This is a genomic window from Streptomyces sp. NPDC101393, from assembly GCF_044767385.1.
Classification (GTDB): domain Bacteria; phylum Actinomycetota; class Actinomycetes; order Streptomycetales; family Streptomycetaceae; genus Streptomyces.
On the sequence record NZ_JBIWNU010000007.1, the window covers coordinates 426278 to 442221 of the forward strand.

Below are 15944 nucleotides of genomic sequence, written 5' to 3' on the forward strand. Positions count from 1 at the left end.
CTCCTCTTATGCAACTGGCCGCGGCGCAGAAGTCCGCCGAGGTCACCGACTGGGCCGCACGGATCGGCTGGGTCGTCGGCCTGCTGCTCTTCGTCGCGCTCCTCTACTGGCTGATGCGCGAGGGCTGGAAATGGCGCGGCACGCTCCAGGGCGATCTGCCCGAGCTGCCCGCCACGCCCGCCGACGCCGGTGAGCCGCAGCTGACCCTGAGCGGCCGCTACCACGGTTCGACCACCGCCGGAGAGTGGCTCGACCGCATCGTCGCCCACGGTCTCGGCACCCGCAGCCGCGTCGGGCTGACCCTGACCGACCAGGGCCTGGACGTCGTGCGGCCGGGCGCGCGGGACTTCTTCGTGCCCGCCGCCGCGCTGCGCGGCGCCCGGCTCGACAAGGGCATCGCCGGCAAGGTCCTGCCCGAGGGCGGACTGCTCATCGTGACCTGGGCGCACGGCGGCAAGGAGATCGACTCCGGCTTCCGCTCCGACCGGGCGGCCGAGCACCCGGCGTGGGTCCGCGCGGTCAACGCCCGCAGTGCGGCCGCCGCCCCCGGCACCACCGAAGACACCACCAGCACCACCGAGCACATCGAAACGGAAGGCGCACGATGACGACCTCCACCAGGGGAACTGAGAAGGTTCCCGCCGTACTCGTCCTGGAGGACGGCCGCAGCTTCCGCGGCCGCGCCTACGGGGCCGTGGGGGAGACCTTCGGCGAGGCGGTGTTCTCCACCGGCATGACCGGCTACCAGGAGACCCTGACCGACCCGTCCTACCACCGCCAGGTCGTCGTCATGACCGCCCCGCACATCGGCAACACCGGTGTGAACGACGAGGACAACGAGTCCGCGAAGATCTGGGTCGCCGGCTACGTCGTCCGTGACCCCGCCCGGATCCCGTCCAACTGGCGCTCGGTGCGCTCGCTGGACGACGAGCTGGTCGCCCAGGGCATCGTCGGCATCAGCGGCGTCGACACCCGCGCACTCACCCGCCACCTGCGCGAGCGCGGTGCGATGCGGGTCGGCATCTTCTCCGGGGACGCGCTGCCCGACGAGGGCATGATGCTCGCCAAGGTGCGCCAGGCCCCCGAGATGGAGGGCGCCGACCTCTCGGCACAGGTCGCCACCAAGGAGTCCTACGTCGTGCCCGCCATCGGCACGAAGAGGTTCACGGTCGCCGCCGTCGACCTGGGCATCAAGGGCATGACCCCGCACCGCATGGCCGAGCGCGGCATCGAGGTGCACGTGCTGCCCGCGACCGCCACCGTCGAGGACATCTACGCCGTGGAGCCCGACGGCGTGTTCTTCTCCAACGGCCCCGGCGACCCGGCGACCGCCGATCACCCGGTGTCCGTGATGCAGGGTGTGCTGGAGCGGAAGACGCCGCTGTTCGGCATCTGCTTCGGCAACCAGATCCTGGGCCGCGCGCTGGGCTTCGGCACCTTCAAGCTCAAGTACGGCCACCGCGGCATCAACCAGCCGGTGCAGGACCGTACGACCGGCAAGGTCGAGGTCACCGCGCACAACCACGGATTCGCCGTCGACGCCCCGCTCGACGCCGTCTCCGACACCCCCTTCGGCCGCGCCGAGGTCTCGCACGTCTGCCTCAACGACAACGTCGTTGAGGGGCTGCACCTCCTCGACCAGCCGGCTTTCAGCGTCCAGTACCACCCCGAAGCCGCAGCGGGGCCGCACGACGCGGCCTACCTGTTCGACCGCTTCGTCTCTCTCATGGAGGGCCAGCGTGCCTAAGCGCACCGATATCCAGTCCGTCCTGGTCATCGGCTCCGGCCCGATCGTCATCGGCCAGGCCGCCGAGTTCGACTACTCCGGCACCCAGGCCTGCCGCGTCCTCAAGGCCGAGGGCCTGCGCGTCATCCTGGTCAACTCCAACCCGGCCACGATCATGACCGACCCGGAGATCGCCGACGCCACCTACGTCGAGCCGATCACCCCCGAGTTCGTCGAGAAGATCATCGCCAAGGAGCGCCCCGACGCGCTGCTGCCCACCCTGGGCGGCCAGACCGCGCTGAACACCGCGATCTCCATGCACGAGCAGGGCGTGCTCGACAAGTACGGCGTCGAGCTCATCGGCGCCAACGTCGAGGCGATCAACAAGGGCGAGGACCGCGACCTGTTCAAGGGCGTCGTCGAGGCCGTGCACGCCAAGATCGGGCACGGCGAGTCCGCCCGCTCGGTGATCTGCCACTCCATGGACGACGTCCTCCAGGGTGTCGACACCCTCGGCGGCTACCCCGTCGTCGTCCGCCCCTCCTTCACCATGGGCGGCGCCGGCTCCGGCTTCGCGCACGACGAGGAGGAGCTGCGCCGCATCGCCGGCCAGGGCCTCACCCTCTCCCCGACCACCGAGGTGCTCCTGGAGGAGTCCATCCTCGGCTGGAAGGAGTACGAGCTGGAGCTGATGCGCGACAAGCACGACAACGTCGTGGTCGTCTGCTCCATCGAGAACTTCGACCCGATGGGCGTGCACACCGGCGACTCGATCACCGTCGCCCCGGCGATGACGCTGACCGACCGCGAGTACCAGACCCTGCGGGACGTCGGTATCGCGATCATCCGCGAGGTCGGCGTCGACACCGGTGGCTGCAACATCCAGTTCGCGGTCAACCCCGACGACGGCCGGATCATCGTCATCGAGATGAACCCCCGTGTCTCGCGCTCCTCCGCGCTCGCCTCCAAGGCGACCGGCTTCCCGATCGCCAAGATCGCGGCCCGGCTCGCGGTGGGCTACACGCTCGATGAGATCCCCAACGACATCACCGAGAAGACCCCGGCGTCCTTCGAGCCGACCCTCGACTATGTCGTCGTCAAGGTGCCCCGCTTCGCATTCGAGAAGTTCCCGGCCGCCGACGCCACGCTCACCACGACCATGAAGTCGGTCGGCGAGGCGATGGCCATCGGCCGCAACTTCCCCGAGGCGCTCAACAAGGCGCTGCGCTCGCTGGAGAAGAAGGGCAGCCAGTTCGACTTCGTCGGCGAGCCCGGCGACAGGACCGCCCTCCTGGAGTCCGCCCGGGTTCCCACCGACGGCCGGATCAACACCGTCATGCAGGCGATCCGGGCCGGCGCCACCCCGGCGGAGGTCTTCGACCACACGAAGATCGACCCGTGGTTCGTCGACCAGCTCTTCCTGGTCAAGGAGATCGCGGACGAGATCGCGGACGCCGAGAAGCTCCACCCGGAGATCCTTGCGGACGCAAAGCGGCACGGCTTCTCCGACGCGCAGATCGCCGCGATCCGCGGGCTGCGCGAGGACGTCGTCCGCGAGGTGCGGCACGCCCTCGGCGTCCGCCCGGTCTACAAGACCGTCGACACCTGCGCCGCCGAGTTCGCCGCGCGGACGCCGTACTTCTACTCCTCGTACGACGAGGAGAGCGAGGTCGCGCCCCGCGAGAAGCCCGCCGTGATCATCCTCGGCTCCGGCCCCAACCGCATCGGCCAGGGCATCGAGTTCGACTACTCCTGCGTCCACGCCTCCTTCGCGCTCAGCGACGCCGGCTACGAGACCGTGATGGTCAACTGCAACCCGGAGACCGTCTCCACCGACTACGACACCTCCGACCGGCTCTACTTCGAGCCGCTCACCCTGGAGGACGTCCTGGAGATCGTGCACGCCGAGACCCTGGCCGGCCCGGTCGCCGGTGTCATCGTCCAGCTCGGCGGCCAGACCCCGCTGGGCCTGGCGCAGGCCCTCAAGGACAACGGCGTGCCGATCGTCGGCACCTCGCCCGAGGCCATCGACCTCGCCGAGGAGCGCGGCGCCTTCGGCCGGGTGCTCACCGAGGCCGGGCTGCCCGCCCCGAAGTACGGCACCGCCTTCTCCTACGAGGACGCGAAGAAGATCGCCACCGAGATCGGCTACCCGGTCATGGTCCGCCCCTCGTACGTCCTGGGCGGCCGCGGTATGGAGATCGTCTACGACGAGCCGTCGCTCGGCGAGTACCTGCTGCGCCACGCCGGTCTCATCGACCGGCACCCGGTCCTCATCGACCGTTTCCTCGACGACGCCATCGAGATCGACGTCGACGCCCTCTACGACGGCACCGAGCTCTACCTCGGCGGCGTCATGGAGCACATCGAGGAAGCCGGCATCCACTCCGGCGACTCCGCCTGCGCTCTGCCCCCCATCACCCTGGGCGGCTTCGACATCAAGCGGCTGCGCGCCTCGACGGAAGCCATCGCCAAGGGCGTCGGCGTCCGCGGCCTGATCAACATCCAGTTCGCGATGGCCGGGGACATCCTCTACGTCCTGGAGGCCAACCCCCGCGCCTCCCGTACGGTCCCCTTCACCTCGAAGGCGACCGCGGTGCCGCTGGCCAAGGCCGCCGCCCGCATCTCGCTCGGCGCCACCGTCGCCGAGCTGCGCGCCGAGGGCATGCTGCCCAAGGCCGGCGACGGCGGCACGCTGCCGCTGGACGCGCCGATCTCCGTCAAGGAGGCCGTGATGCCCTGGTCGCGCTTCCGGGACGCCTCGGGCCGCGGTGTGGACACCATCCTCGGCCCGGAGATGCGCTCCACCGGCGAGGTCATGGGCATCGACTCGGTCTTCGGCACCGCCTACGCCAAGTCGCAGTCCGCCGCGTACGGCGCGCTGCCCACCAAGGGCCGCGCGTTCGTCTCCGTCGCCAACCGCGACAAGCGCTCGATGATCTTCCCGGCCCGGGAACTCGTCGCGCACGGCTTCGAACTGCTCGCCACCTCCGGCACCGCCGAGGTCCTGCGCCGCAACGGCATCAACGCCACCGTGGTCCGCAAGCAGTCCGAGGGCGAGGGCCCGAACGGCGAGAAGACCATCGTCCAGCTCATCCACGACGGCCAGGTCGACCTGATCGTCAACACCCCCTACGGCACCGGCGGCCGCCTCGACGGGTACGACATCCGTACCGCGTCCGTCGCCCGCGGCATCCCCTGCCTGACCACGGTCCAGGCGCTCGCCGCCGCCGTCCAGGGCATCGAGGCGATGTCCCGCGGGGACGTGGGTGTGCGGTCCCTCCAGGAACACGCACGACATCTCACCGCCGCCCGCGAGGAGTAGGGCGCACGAGGGGGACACCGAGGCGGTGTCCCCCTCTTCATGAGCCCACCATCCCCGCCCGCGGAAGGCCCACCCACGATGTACCGCCTCTTCTTCCACCTGATCTTCAAGCGCATGGACCCCGAGCAGGCCCACCACCTCGCCTTCGGCTGGATCCGCCGGGCGGCCCGCGTCCCGGTGCTCCGCACCTTCCTCGCGGCCGCCCTCGCGCCCCGCTTCACCGAGCTGCGCACCGAGGCCCTCGGGCGCCGGATGCACGGCCCCTTCGGCCTGGCCGCCGGCTTCGACAAGAACGCCGTCGCCATCGACGGCATGACGATGCTCGGCTTCGACCACGTCGAGATCGGCACCGTCACCGCCCAGGCGCAGCCGGGCAACCCCAAGAAGCGCCTGTTCCGGCTCGTGCCGGACCGCGCGCTGATCAACCGCATGGGGTTCAACAACGACGGTTCCGCGTCCGTGGCGGCCCGCCTGGCCGCCCGGAACCCGGTCTTTTCGACCACCGTCGGCGTCAACATCGGCAAGACCAAGATCGTCCCCGAGGACGAGGCGACCGCCGACTACGTCACCTCCACCGAGCGCCTCGCCGGCCACGCCGACTACCTCGTCGTCAACGTCTCCTCGCCGAACACCCCGGGGCTGCGCAACCTCCAGGCCGTCGAACACCTCCGGCCGCTGCTCACCGCCGTCCGCGAGGCCGCCGACCGCACGGTCACCGACCGCCGGGTCCCGCTGCTGGTCAAGATCGCCCCGGACCTCGCCGACGCGGACATCGACGCCGTCGCCGACCTCGCCGTCGAACTCGGCCTGGACGGCATCATCGCCACCAACACCACCATCGCCCGCGACAGCCTCGGCCTGCGGTCCGACCCGGCCCTGACCTCCGAGACCGGCGGCCTGTCCGGCGCGCCCGTCAAGGAGCGCTCCCTGGAGGTCCTGCGCCGCCTCTACGCGCGCGTGGGCGACCGGATCACCCTCGTCGGTGTCGGCGGCATCACCACCGCCGAGGACGCCTGGCAGCGCATCCTCGCCGGCGCCACCCTCGTTCAGGGCTACAGCGCCTTCATCTACGAAGGCCCCCTCTGGTGCCGCGGCATCCACAAGGGCCTGGCCGCGCGCCTGCGCAACAGCCCGTACGCCACCCTCGCCGACGCCGTCGGCGCCGAGCACAAGAAGGTGACGGCATGACCCGGGAGACCGCCCAGGAGCCCTTCGGCGCCCGCCTGCGCCGCGCGATGGACGAGCGGGGCCCGCTCTGCGTCGGCATCGACCCGCACGCCTCGCTGCTCGCCGACTGGGGCCTGAACGACGACGTCGCGGGCCTGGCGCGGTTCACCCGCACCGTCGTGGAGGCGCTCGCCGACCGCGTCGCCGTCCTCAAGCCGCAGTCCGCCTTCTTCGAGCGCTTCGGCTCCCGCGGCATCGCCGTCCTGGAGACCGCCGTCGAGGAGGCCCGCGAGCGCGGGGCCCTGGTCCTGATGGACGCCAAGCGCGGCGACATCGGCTCCACCATGGGCGCGTACGCCGCCACCTACCTGGACAAGGACTCGCCGCTCTTCTCCGACGCGGTGACCGTCTCGCCGTATCTGGGCTACGGCTCGCTGCGTCCGGCCCTGGAGGCGGCCCGTGTCAGCGGCGCCGGTGTCTTCGTGCTCGCGCTGACGTCCAACCCGGAGGGCGCCGAGGTCCAGCGCGCCCTGCGCGCCGACGGCAGCACCGTCGCGGCGACGATGCTCGGCCACCTCGCGGCCGAGAACGCCGGTGCCGAGCCGCTCGGGTCCGTCGGCGCGGTCGTCGGCGCCACCCTCGGTGATCTCTCCGCGTTCGATCTGGGGATCAACGGTCCGCTGCTGGCCCCCGGCATCGGCGCGCAGGGCGCCACCCCCGCCGACCTCCCCGGCGTCTTCGGCGACGCGGTGCGCAATGTCGTGCCGAGCGTCAGCCGCGGAGTGCTGCGGCACGGTCCGGACACCGCGGCGCTGCGCGCGGCGGCGGTCCGTTTCGCCGATGAAGTGCGAGCAGCGGTCGAATAGGGGGGACTTTGGTCCCGAATTGTCCTGGTCAGCAGAGTCTGACCAGGACTTTTCGTCTGTTCTCGCTGACTCCGGCGCCCTCGGCCGCTAGTCTCCGTCGAGAGCACCGCACGTAAGGGCGTTGCTCGTTGCTCCGCAGGTGCGGGGCGACTAGGTTCCACACCGGTCCGTATCCGACAGTTCGACATCCGAGGTGACGTAGGCGTGGCTCTTCCGCCCCTTACCCCTGAACAGCGCGCAGCCGCGCTCGAGAAGGCCGCCGCGGCTCGCCGGGAGCGCGCCGAGGTCAAGAATCGGCTCAAGCACTCCGGTGCATCCCTCCATGAGGTCATCAAGCAGGGCCAGGAGAACGACGTCATCGGCAAGATGAAGGTCTCCGCCCTCCTGGAGTCCCTGCCCGGCGTGGGCAAGGTCCGCGCCAAGCAGATCATGGAGCGACTCGGGATCTCCGAGAGCCGCCGCGTACGGGGTCTTGGCTCCAATCAGATCGCGTCGCTGGAGCGCGAGTTCGGCAGCCCCGCTGCCTGAGTTTCCCGGCACTGCCGGGAAGCTGGAATAATCGCCGTATGGCTGCAACATCCCGGGGGACCACCCCCGTGCCCCCGGACGCCCGTCCGCGACTGACCGTGCTCTCCGGCCCCTCGGGGGTCGGCAAGAGCACGGTCGTCGCGCATCTGCGCAAAGTTCATCCCGAGGTCTGGCTCTCGGTCTCGGCCACCACCCGCAAGCCGCGCCCGGGGGAGCGGCACGGTGTCCAGTACTTCTTCGTCGACGACGAGGAGTTCGACAAGCTCGTCGCCAATGGCGAGCTGCTGGAGTGGGCCGAGTTCGCGGGCAACCGCTACGGCACCCCGCGGCAGGCGGTCCTGGACCGCCTGGAGGCCGGGGAGCCCGTCCTGCTGGAGATCGACCTGCAGGGTGCCCGCCAGGTCCGGGAGTCCATGGCGGAGGCCCATCTGATCTTCCTGGCCCCGCCGAGCTGGGACGAACTCGTCCGCCGGCTCACCGGGCGGGGCACCGAGGCCCCCGAGGTCATCGAGCGCCGTCTGACGGCCGCCAAGGTCGAGCTGGCCGCGGAGACCGAGTTCGATGTGACCCTCGTCAACACCTCCGTCGAGGACGTCAGCCGTGAGCTGCTAGCCTTGATGCTGCGTCGACCTGGGGACCAGAACACCAGCGGCTGACCCCGCGGCCCCCGGACCGCCAAAGATTTTCCGCTCCACCCCCGGCTTCATACCCCTTCGGAAGGCAGAGAGTGTCCTCTTCCATGACCGCACCCGAGGGCATCATCAATCCTCCGATTGATGAGCTTCTCGAGGCCACCGACTCGAAGTACAGCCTCGTGATCTACGCCGCCAAGCGCGCGCGTCAGATCAACGCGTACTACTCCCAGCTCGGTGAGGGCCTGCTTGAGTACGTCGGCCCGCTCGTGGACACGCACGTCCACGAGAAGCCGCTGTCGATCGCGCTCCGCGAGATCAACGCAGGCCTGCTGACCTCCGAGGCCATCGAGGGCCCGGCTCAGTAGCAGCACGGCATTCCGCCACCGAGGGCCCGGCCGGGGGCACCTTCCAGCATCTGACTGGGGGGAGCATCTGCCGGGCCCTTGGTGTGTCATGGGGACATACCTAACGGACCGAGGCTCGGGGAGCGGCGAAGCGATGGACAAGCGGGAGCGGCGGGACAAGCCCAAGGTCGTCCTGGGGGTCAGCGGCGGAATCGCCGCGTACAAGGCGTGCGAGCTGCTGCGGCGGCTCACCGAGTCCGGGCACGACGTACGCGTCGTACCGACCGCCGCGTCGCTGCACTTCATCGGCGAGGCCACCTGGTCGGCGCTCTCCGGCAACCCCGCCTCCACCGAGGTCTGGGAATCCGTCCACGAGGTGCCGCACGTCCGCATCGGCCAGGCCGCCGAGCTCGTCGTCGTCGCTCCCGCCACCGCCGACATGCTGGCGAAGGCCGCCCACGGCCTCGCCGACGACCTGCTGACCAACACCCTGCTCACGGCTCGCTGTCCGGTGGTCTTCGCGCCGGCCATGCACACCGAGATGTGGGAGAACCCGGCAACCCAGGAGAACGTCGCCACCCTGCGCCGCCGCGGCGCGATCGTCATCGAACCCTCCGTGGGCCGGCTGACCGGCGTCGACACCGGCAAGGGCCGCTTCCCCGACCCCGTCGAGATCTTCGAACTCTGCCGCCGGGTGCTGGCCCGCGGCTCCGAGGCCGCGACGTCGGACCTCGCCGGCCGCCATGTGCTGATCAGCGCGGGCGGCACCCGGGAGCCCCTCGACCCGGTCCGTTACCTGGGCAACCGTTCCTCCGGAAAGCAGGGCTACGCCCTCGCCCGGACCGCCGCGGCCCGCGGTGCCCGCGTCACCCTGGTCGCCGGCAATACGGAGCTGCCGGATCCGGCCGGGGTGGACGTCGTCCGCATCGGCACCGCCGTGCAGTTGCGCGAGGCCGTCCTCAAGGCCGCCACGGACGCCGACGCGGTGGTCATGGCGGCCGCCGTTGCCGACTTCCGCCCGGCCGTCTATGCCACCGGGAAGATCAAGAAGAAGGACGGGCAGGAGCCGGAACCAGTCACCCTGGTCCGTAATCCGGACATCCTCGCCGAGATTTCCGCCGATCGCGCCCGCCCCGGCCAGCTCGTGGTCGGATTCGCCGCCGAGACTGACGACGTGCTCGCCAACGGGCGCGCCAAGCTCGTCCGCAAGGGCTGTGACCTGCTGGTCGTCAATGAGGTCGGTGACCACAAGGCCTTCGGCTCGGCCGAGAACGAAGCGGTGATCCTCGGGGCGGACGGCACGGAGACCCCGGTGCCCTACGGCCCCAAGGAAGCCCTGGCCGACACGGTGTGGGACCTCGTGGCGCCCCGTCTCGGCGTGGCCGGATCCTGACCCCTCGATCCGTCCCACCGACCCCACCGAACCCGGCGTGCCCCCTTGACCCGACAGGCTCGTAAGGTGATCGTCCTACCCGTGGGTCGTGGTGTCCCAGGTCACGGGGGGTCCACAAATCGAGACTGCGTGCCCGCATGTCACACACGACCGATAAACTGGCCGAGGAAAGGGCCGAGCGCAGCTCTCGAGCCCCTTCCGCCAATGATCAGCCAGCAGCCGCTGCAACCCCAGGGAGCGATGTGTCCCGCCGCCTGTTCACCTCGGAGTCCGTCACCGAGGGCCACCCCGACAAGATCGCTGACCAGATCAGCGACACGATTCTCGACGCTCTCCTCAAGGAAGACCCGACTTCCCGGGTCGCCGTGGAGACGTTGATCACCACCGGCCTGGTGCATGTGGCCGGCGAGGTGACGACGAAGGCGTACGCCGACATCCCGAATCTTGTCCGCAACAAGATCCTCGACATCGGCTACGACTCGTCCAAGAAGGGCTTCGACGGCGCTTCCTGTGGCGTCTCCGTCTCCATCGGCGCGCAGTCCCCGGATATCGCCCAGGGCGTCGACACCGCGTACGAGAAGCGGGTCGAGGGCGATGAGGACGAGCTGGACAAGCAGGGCGCGGGCGACCAGGGCCTGATGTTCGGCTACGCCTGCGACGAGACCCCGGAGCTGATGCCGCTCCCGATCAACCTCGCGCACCGCCTCTCCAAGCGTCTGTCCGACGTCCGCAAGAACGGGACCATCCCGTACCTGCGCCCCGACGGCAAGACCCAGGTCACCATCGAGTACGACGGCCACAAGGCCGTCCGTCTCGACACGGTCGTCGTCTCCTCGCAGCACGCGAGCGACATCGACCTGGACTCGCTGCTGTCGCCCGACATCCGCGAGTTCGTCGTCGAGCACGTCCTCAAGGAGCTCGTCGAGGACGGCATCAAGCTGGACACCGACGGCTACCGCCTGCTCGTCAACCCGACCGGCCGCTTCGAGATCGGCGGCCCGATGGGCGACGCCGGCCTGACCGGCCGCAAGATCATCATCGACACGTACGGCGGCATGGCCCGCCACGGCGGCGGTGCCTTCTCCGGCAAGGACCCGTCCAAGGTCGACCGTTCGGCCGCGTACGCCATGCGCTGGGTCGCCAAGAACGTCGTCGCGGCAGGCCTCGCGGCCCGCTGCGAGGTCCAGGTCGCCTACGCCATCGGCAAGGCCGAGCCCGTCGGCCTCTTCGTCGAGACCTTCGGCACGGCCACGGTCGACACGGACAAGATCGAGCAGGCCATCGGCGAGGTCTTCGACCTCCGCCCGGCCGCGATCATCCGCGACCTCGACCTGCTCCGCCCGATCTACGCCCAGACCGCCGCTTACGGCCACTTCGGCCGCGAGCTGGAGGACTTCACCTGGGAGCGCACGGACCGGGTCGAGGCACTGAAGAAGGCCGCGGGTCTCTAAGCCCTCAAGCCTTCGGCTCGCCACACGGCATAAACGCACGGCCCCGGACCGGGTTGCGGTCCGGGGCCGTGCGTTTTCCGTTTCCTCTTGCCGAACGGAAGCGGAGATCGCCCGGTGTGTCGAGACGGCCCTGGTCGGGTCGGTGGCTCCGGGGCCGCCTCCGTCCTGGTTCGCGGTGCGTCGTTCCCGCCGGCGGTCCCGGTCCCGAGCGGGGCCGGGCGTTGTCGGTGGCGTCTGCTAAGACTGATGCTGTGAGCAGGGAGAACGGGCGACCGGAGGCGGGGGCGGAGTCGGGTGCGGGCGAGCAACTGGCCCTCATCCGGGAGACCGTGCGTGAGACCAAGGCGGAGCGGGCGAAGCCGCGGACGTGGCGCGGGGCGGAGCTGGCGGCCGGGCTGCCGGTGGCGCGGGTGCTGGTGGACAAGGGGCTGGTGCACCTCGACCGGTATTTCGACTATGCGGTGCCCGCCGCCATGGATGCCGAGGCGCAGCCCGGCGTGCGGGTGCGGGTGCGGTTCGGGGCGGGGGAGAAGGGGGGCCGGCGCGAGGGCGGCAAGCTGGTCAGCGGGTTCATCGTCGAGCGGGTCGCGGAGAGCGACTATCGCGGGGTGCTCGCGCCGATCGCGCAGGTGCTCTCGCCGGAGCGGGTGCTGACGCCCGAGCTGCTGGCGTTGTGCCGGTCGGTCGCCGATCGCTATGCGGGGACGCTCGCCGATGTGGTGCAGCTGGCGGTGCCGCCGCGCCGGGCGCGCGCGGAGGGCAAGGCGTCGCCCGCTCCGCTCCCGCCCAATGCGCTTCCGGAGGCGGGGAGTTGGGAGCGGTATCCGGCCGGGCCCGGGTTTCTGGCCGCGCTGGCGCGCGGGGACGCGCCGCGTGCGGTGTGGACGGCGCTGCCGGGTGCGACCTGGCCGCAGGAGCTGGCGCGGGCCGCCGCCACCGCGCTCGCCGGGGGCCGTGGCGCGCTGGTGGTGGTGCCGGACGGGCGGGCCGCGGCGCGGGTGGACGCGGCGCTCGGCGAGCTGATCGGGGAGGGGCGGCATGTGCTGCTGACCGCCGATGCCGGGCCGGAGGAGCGGTATCGGCGCTGGCTGGCGGTGAGCCGGGGAGCGGTGCGCGCCGTGATCGGGACCCGTGCGGCGATGTTCGCGCCGGTCGCCGATCCGGGGCTGGTCGCGCTGTGGGACGACGGCGACGCCAGCCACAGCGATCCGCATGCCCCGCAGCCGCACGCCAGAGAGGTGCTGATCCAGCGTGCGGTCAACGAACGGGCGGGTTTCCTGCTCGGCGGGATCGGCTGCACGGTCGAGGCGGCGCAGCTGGTCGAGACGGGCTGGGCGCGTCCGCTGGCCGCCGAGCGCGAGCAGGTGCGGGCAGCGGCGCCCATGGTGCGTACGGTCGGTGACGGCGACGAGGCGCGGGATGCCGCGGCGCGGGCCGCCCGGTTGCCGACGATGGCGTGGCAGGTGGTGCGGGAGGGGCTGAAGACGGGCCCGGTGCTGGTCCAGGTGCCGCGGCGCGGCTATGCGCCCCGGCTGGCCTGCGAGCGCTGCCGGGCGCCCGCCCGCTGCCGGGCCTGCGCCGGCCCGCTGGAGTCGCAGGGCGCGGGCGAGCTGGCCTGCGCGTGGTGCGGACGCGAGGAGCCGGACTGGCACTGCCAGGAGTGCGGCGGGGCCCGGCTGCGCGCCCAGATCGTGGGCGCCCGGAGGACCGCGGAGGAGCTGGGCCGGGCGTTCCCGGCCGTGCCGGTGCGTACCTCGGGGCGCGACCACATTCTGACGTCGGTGCCCGATGCCCCCGCACTCGTGGTGAGTACGCCCGGCGCCGAGCCGGTGGCGGAGGGCGAGGGGTACGCCGCCGCGTTGCTGCTGGACGGCTGGGCGCTGCTGGGGCGCCCCGATCTGCGGGCCGGTGAGGAGGCGCTGCGCCGCTGGCTGGGCGCCGCCGCGCTCGTCCGGGGGCAGGCGGCGGGCGGCACGGTCGCGGTGATCGCGGAGGCCACTCTGCGGCCGGTGCAGGCGCTGGTGCGCTGGGATCCGGTCGGCCACGCCGTCCGTGAGCTCTCCGAGCGCGCCGAGCTGGGCTTCCCCCCGGTGTCCCGGATGGCCTCGGTGGCCGGCCGTTTCGAGGACGTCGTCGAACTGCTCAAGGCGGCCGAACTCCCGGCGGGAGCCGAGGTGTTGGGGCCGGTCCCGGTGCCCGTTCCCGATCCGGGGCGTCCGCGGAGGCCGGGCGATCCGCCGCCGGCTTCCGGGGGCGGCGACCGCCGGCCGGAGGACGAGTGGCAGCGTGCCCTCGTCCGGGTCCGCCCGGGGCAGGGAGCGGCGCTCGCCGCCGCCCTCAAGGCCGCCCGCGCGGCCCGGCTGGTGAAGCGGGAGGGCGAGCCGGTCCGGGTGCGGATCGATCCGCCCGACCTCGGGTGATGCGGAGGGGCGCGGGGCGGGGCCGGTCCGGCGGCGGAGCGGGATCGGTACGTGCCGGGCCGGGGCGAGGGGCGCGTTCACGGTCCCGGTTTCGCACCCGAGCAGGCTCGGCGGATCAGGCCCGTCAGAAGCCGAGGCGACGTCCCTGGCTTCTCGCCGCCTCTTGCCGTGCGGCCGTGTGTCCTCCGGACATGGCGCCGCCCCGGGACCGAAGTCTGTGGGCGGTCCCGGGGCGTTGGCCGGCTGTGCGTCCTTGCGTTGCCCGAGGGGACGGGCTGCCCTCGTCCGGTGAGCTGCTCCGGTGTGGTGGCCGGGCGGCTTCTGCGGCGCGGGTCGGCGTCAGCCGTTGCGGGGGCCGGGGAAGGCGCCCGGTCGTGCGTCGTCGCGCGTGGCGGCGGACGGCTGTGCGGGCAGGGAACGCGCGGCGGGGAGGGACGGCGTGGCGGGCAGGCCGGCGACGGTCACCGGGCGCGGCGCGGGGGCCTCGGGCGAGCGGACCGCCGGCTCGGCGCCCTCGGCGGCGGGCTGGGCGGCGGCGCGGCGGGCACCGTAACGGCGGTGCACCGCCTGCTTGGTGACGCCGAGTGCCGAGCCCACCGCGTCCCAGGAGAAGCCCAGCGAACGGTCGAAGTCGACCGCTGCCGTGACGAGCGTTTCGACGCTGTCCCGCAGCTCCTGGGCGAGGCGCACCGTCGGGGCGGGCGCCCGGCCGTAGACGACGAAGCCCGCCGAGGGGCCGGTGCGCCGCGGGCGGTAGACGTTGCCGAGCTGAGCGGTCAGCGTGCGCAGCGCGTCCACCTGCCGGCGGACCCGCTCGATGTCCCGCACCAGGAGATGCAGGCTGGCGCGTGCCTGGGCGTCGTGGGTTGCGTGGTCGGCCATGAGCAAGCCTCTCGAACCGGCGTGGAAAGGGAAGGTGGTGCAAGCGATCGGGCCGCCTGGGCGGCCCGACATGGGTCAATGCTGTTTGACCAACGCGACAGCAGCGGCTCTGGTCACGGTATGGGGGCGTACGAGCTTCCGTGCGGGGCGCGGGCAACTGCGTACGCCCCCTGGAGCCACGCGGCGCGACCCGGGCCGGGCCCCATAGACTGGTGCGTCGTTCCGCAGCGCGAGAGAGGTTGTGCGCCACCCATGAGGCTCGTCTTCGCCGGCACCCCCGAGGTCGCCGTCCCCGCCCTCGATGCCCTGATCGCCTCGGACCGGCACGAGGTCGTGGCCGTCGTGACCAGGCCCGACGCTCCCGCGGGCCGCGGCCGGCGGCTCGTCGCCAGCCCCGTGGCCGAGCGCGCCGAGGAGGCGGGCATCGAGGTCCTCAAGCCCGTCAAGCCGCGGGACGAGGAATTCCAGGCCCGGCTGCGGGAGATCGCCCCGGACTGCTGCCCCGTGGTCGCCTACGGCGCGCTGCTGCCGAAGTCCGCGCTGGACATCCCCACCAAGGGGTGGGTCAACCTGCATTTCTCGCTGCTGCCCGCATGGCGTGGTGCCGCGCCCGTGCAGCACGCGGTGCTCGCGGGCGACGAGATGACCGGTGCCTCGACGTTCCAGATCGAGGAGGGCCTGGACTCCGGCCCCGTCTTCGGCGTGCTGACCGAGGAGGTGCGTCCGACGGACACCAGTGGTGACCTGCTCACCCGCCTGGCGTTCGCCGGTGCCGGGCTGCTGTCCGCCACGATGGACGGCATCGAGGACGGCACCCTGCAGGCGGTTCCGCAGCCGGCCGGCGGTGTTTCGCTCGCCCCCAAGATCGAGGTCGAGGACGCAAAGGTGGACTGGTCCGCCCCGGCGCTGCGGGTCGACCGCTTGATCCGCGGCTGTGCGCCCGCCCCCGGCGCGTGGACGGTCTTCCGCGGCGAACGCCTCAAGCTGATGTCCGCGACCTCGGCCGCCGCCCACCCCGAACTGGCGCTCGCGCCGGGCGAGTTGGCGATCACCAAGAAGGCGGTGTACGTCGGCACCGGCAGCCACGCCGCCGAACTCGGCTGGGTCCAGCCGCAGGGCAAGAAGCCGATGAAGGGTGCCGACTGGGCGCGCGGCGTGCGGATCGAGCCCGGGGAGCGGCTCGGCGACTGACCGCCCGAGCGGCTCG

At 71.9% G+C, this 15944-nt stretch carries 13 protein-coding genes; 12 read left to right on the top strand and 1 reads right to left on the bottom strand.

Annotated features, from left to right (window positions below):
• The first annotated feature begins 8 nt into the window (after positions 1 to 8).
• The 11 genes from ACIRQ7_RS24235 (at position 9) to ACIRQ7_RS24285 (ending at position 13855) form a co-directional block, all read left to right on the top strand.
• The gene (locus ACIRQ7_RS24235; RefSeq protein WP_404264959.1) at positions 9 to 608 is read left to right on the top strand and encodes a hypothetical protein; all 600 of its coding nucleotides are present in this window, start codon (positions 9 to 11) and stop codon (positions 606 to 608) included.
• Complete coding sequence (carA, locus tag ACIRQ7_RS24240; protein ID WP_404264857.1) at positions 605 to 1747, top strand: glutamine-hydrolyzing carbamoyl-phosphate synthase small subunit; 1143 nt, start codon at positions 605 to 607, stop codon at positions 1745 to 1747. Before ACIRQ7_RS24235 ends, carA begins: the two co-directional genes overlap by 4 nt.
• A complete protein-coding gene (carB, locus tag ACIRQ7_RS24245) occupies positions 1740 to 5051 on the top strand; it encodes a carbamoyl-phosphate synthase large subunit (RefSeq protein WP_404264858.1) in 3312 nt (1103 codons plus the stop codon). Before carA ends, carB begins: the two co-directional genes overlap by 8 nt.
• 78 nt (positions 5052 to 5129) lie before the next feature.
• Positions 5130 to 6239 (top strand): quinone-dependent dihydroorotate dehydrogenase, encoded by a 1110-nt coding sequence (locus ACIRQ7_RS24250; protein ID WP_403674809.1) that lies wholly within the window; start codon positions 5130 to 5132, stop codon positions 6237 to 6239.
• The gene (gene pyrF, locus ACIRQ7_RS24255; protein ID WP_404264859.1) at positions 6236 to 7084 is read left to right on the top strand and encodes an orotidine-5'-phosphate decarboxylase; all 849 of its coding nucleotides are present in this window, start codon (positions 6236 to 6238) and stop codon (positions 7082 to 7084) included. The genes ACIRQ7_RS24250 and pyrF overlap by 4 nt, the downstream gene beginning before the upstream one ends.
• Positions 7085 to 7288: 204 nt before the next feature.
• Positions 7289 to 7612: an integration host factor gene (locus ACIRQ7_RS24260; RefSeq protein ID WP_018564176.1), complete on the top strand. Its 324-nt coding sequence runs from the start codon at positions 7289 to 7291 to the stop codon at positions 7610 to 7612.
• 38 nt (positions 7613 to 7650) lie between these two features.
• The gene (gene gmk, locus ACIRQ7_RS24265) at positions 7651 to 8268 is read left to right on the top strand and encodes a guanylate kinase (protein ID WP_401475097.1); all 618 of its coding nucleotides are present in this window, start codon (positions 7651 to 7653) and stop codon (positions 8266 to 8268) included.
• Positions 8269 to 8339: 71 nt separating this feature from the next.
• Positions 8340 to 8612 (top strand): DNA-directed RNA polymerase subunit omega, encoded by a 273-nt coding sequence (gene rpoZ, locus ACIRQ7_RS24270; protein WP_017242218.1) that lies wholly within the window; start codon positions 8340 to 8342, stop codon positions 8610 to 8612.
• 133 nt (positions 8613 to 8745) lie between these two features.
• Positions 8746 to 9984, top strand: coding sequence for a bifunctional phosphopantothenoylcysteine decarboxylase/phosphopantothenate--cysteine ligase CoaBC (gene coaBC, locus ACIRQ7_RS24275; protein ID WP_404264860.1), 1239 nt, complete (start codon positions 8746 to 8748; stop codon positions 9982 to 9984).
• A 242-nt stretch (positions 9985 to 10226) separates the two neighbouring features.
• Positions 10227 to 11435: a methionine adenosyltransferase gene (metK, locus tag ACIRQ7_RS24280; RefSeq protein ID WP_404264861.1), complete on the top strand. Its 1209-nt coding sequence runs from the start codon at positions 10227 to 10229 to the stop codon at positions 11433 to 11435.
• 251 nt (positions 11436 to 11686) lie between these two features.
• Entirely contained in the window at positions 11687 to 13855 is a 2169-nt protein-coding gene (locus ACIRQ7_RS24285; protein WP_404264862.1) for a primosomal protein N', read from the top strand.
• A 339-nt stretch (positions 13856 to 14194) separates the two neighbouring features.
• Here the strand turns inward: ACIRQ7_RS24285 and ACIRQ7_RS24290 are convergent, their stop codons facing one another.
• Positions 14195 to 14737 carry a hypothetical protein gene (locus tag ACIRQ7_RS24290; RefSeq protein ID WP_404264863.1) on the bottom strand — a complete coding sequence of 181 codons (543 nt, stop codon included), beginning with the start codon at positions 14735 to 14737 and terminating at the stop codon, positions 14195 to 14197.
• 252 nt (positions 14738 to 14989) lie between these two features.
• Here ACIRQ7_RS24290 and fmt point away from each other — a divergent pair, with 252 nt between their 5' ends.
• Positions 14990 to 15928, top strand: coding sequence for a methionyl-tRNA formyltransferase (gene fmt / locus ACIRQ7_RS24295; protein WP_404264864.1), 939 nt, complete (start codon positions 14990 to 14992; stop codon positions 15926 to 15928).
• Positions 15929 to 15944: the final 16 nt, after the last annotated feature.

What these genes read in the sequence shown, in the direction of transcription:
- ACIRQ7_RS24235 (WP_404264959.1), top strand. Translation starts at nt 9, where the DNA reads ATGCAACTGGCCGCGGCGCAGAAGTCCGCCGAGGTCACCGACTGGGCC.
- carA (WP_404264857.1), top strand. Translation starts at nt 605, where the DNA reads ATGACGACCTCCACCAGGGGAACTGAGAAGGTTCCCGCCGTACTCGTC.
- ACIRQ7_RS24250 (WP_403674809.1), top strand. Translation starts at nt 5,130, where the DNA reads ATGTACCGCCTCTTCTTCCACCTGATCTTCAAGCGCATGGACCCCGAG.
- pyrF (WP_404264859.1), top strand. Translation starts at nt 6,236, where the DNA reads ATGACCCGGGAGACCGCCCAGGAGCCCTTCGGCGCCCGCCTGCGCCGC.
- gmk (WP_401475097.1), top strand. Translation starts at nt 7,651, where the DNA reads ATGGCTGCAACATCCCGGGGGACCACCCCCGTGCCCCCGGACGCCCGT.
- coaBC (WP_404264860.1), top strand. Translation starts at nt 8,746, where the DNA reads ATGGACAAGCGGGAGCGGCGGGACAAGCCCAAGGTCGTCCTGGGGGTC.
- ACIRQ7_RS24290 (WP_404264863.1), bottom strand. Translation starts at nt 14,737, where the DNA reads ATGGCCGACCACGCAACCCACGACGCCCAGGCACGCGCCAGCCTGCAT.
- fmt (WP_404264864.1), top strand. Translation starts at nt 14,990, where the DNA reads ATGAGGCTCGTCTTCGCCGGCACCCCCGAGGTCGCCGTCCCCGCCCTC.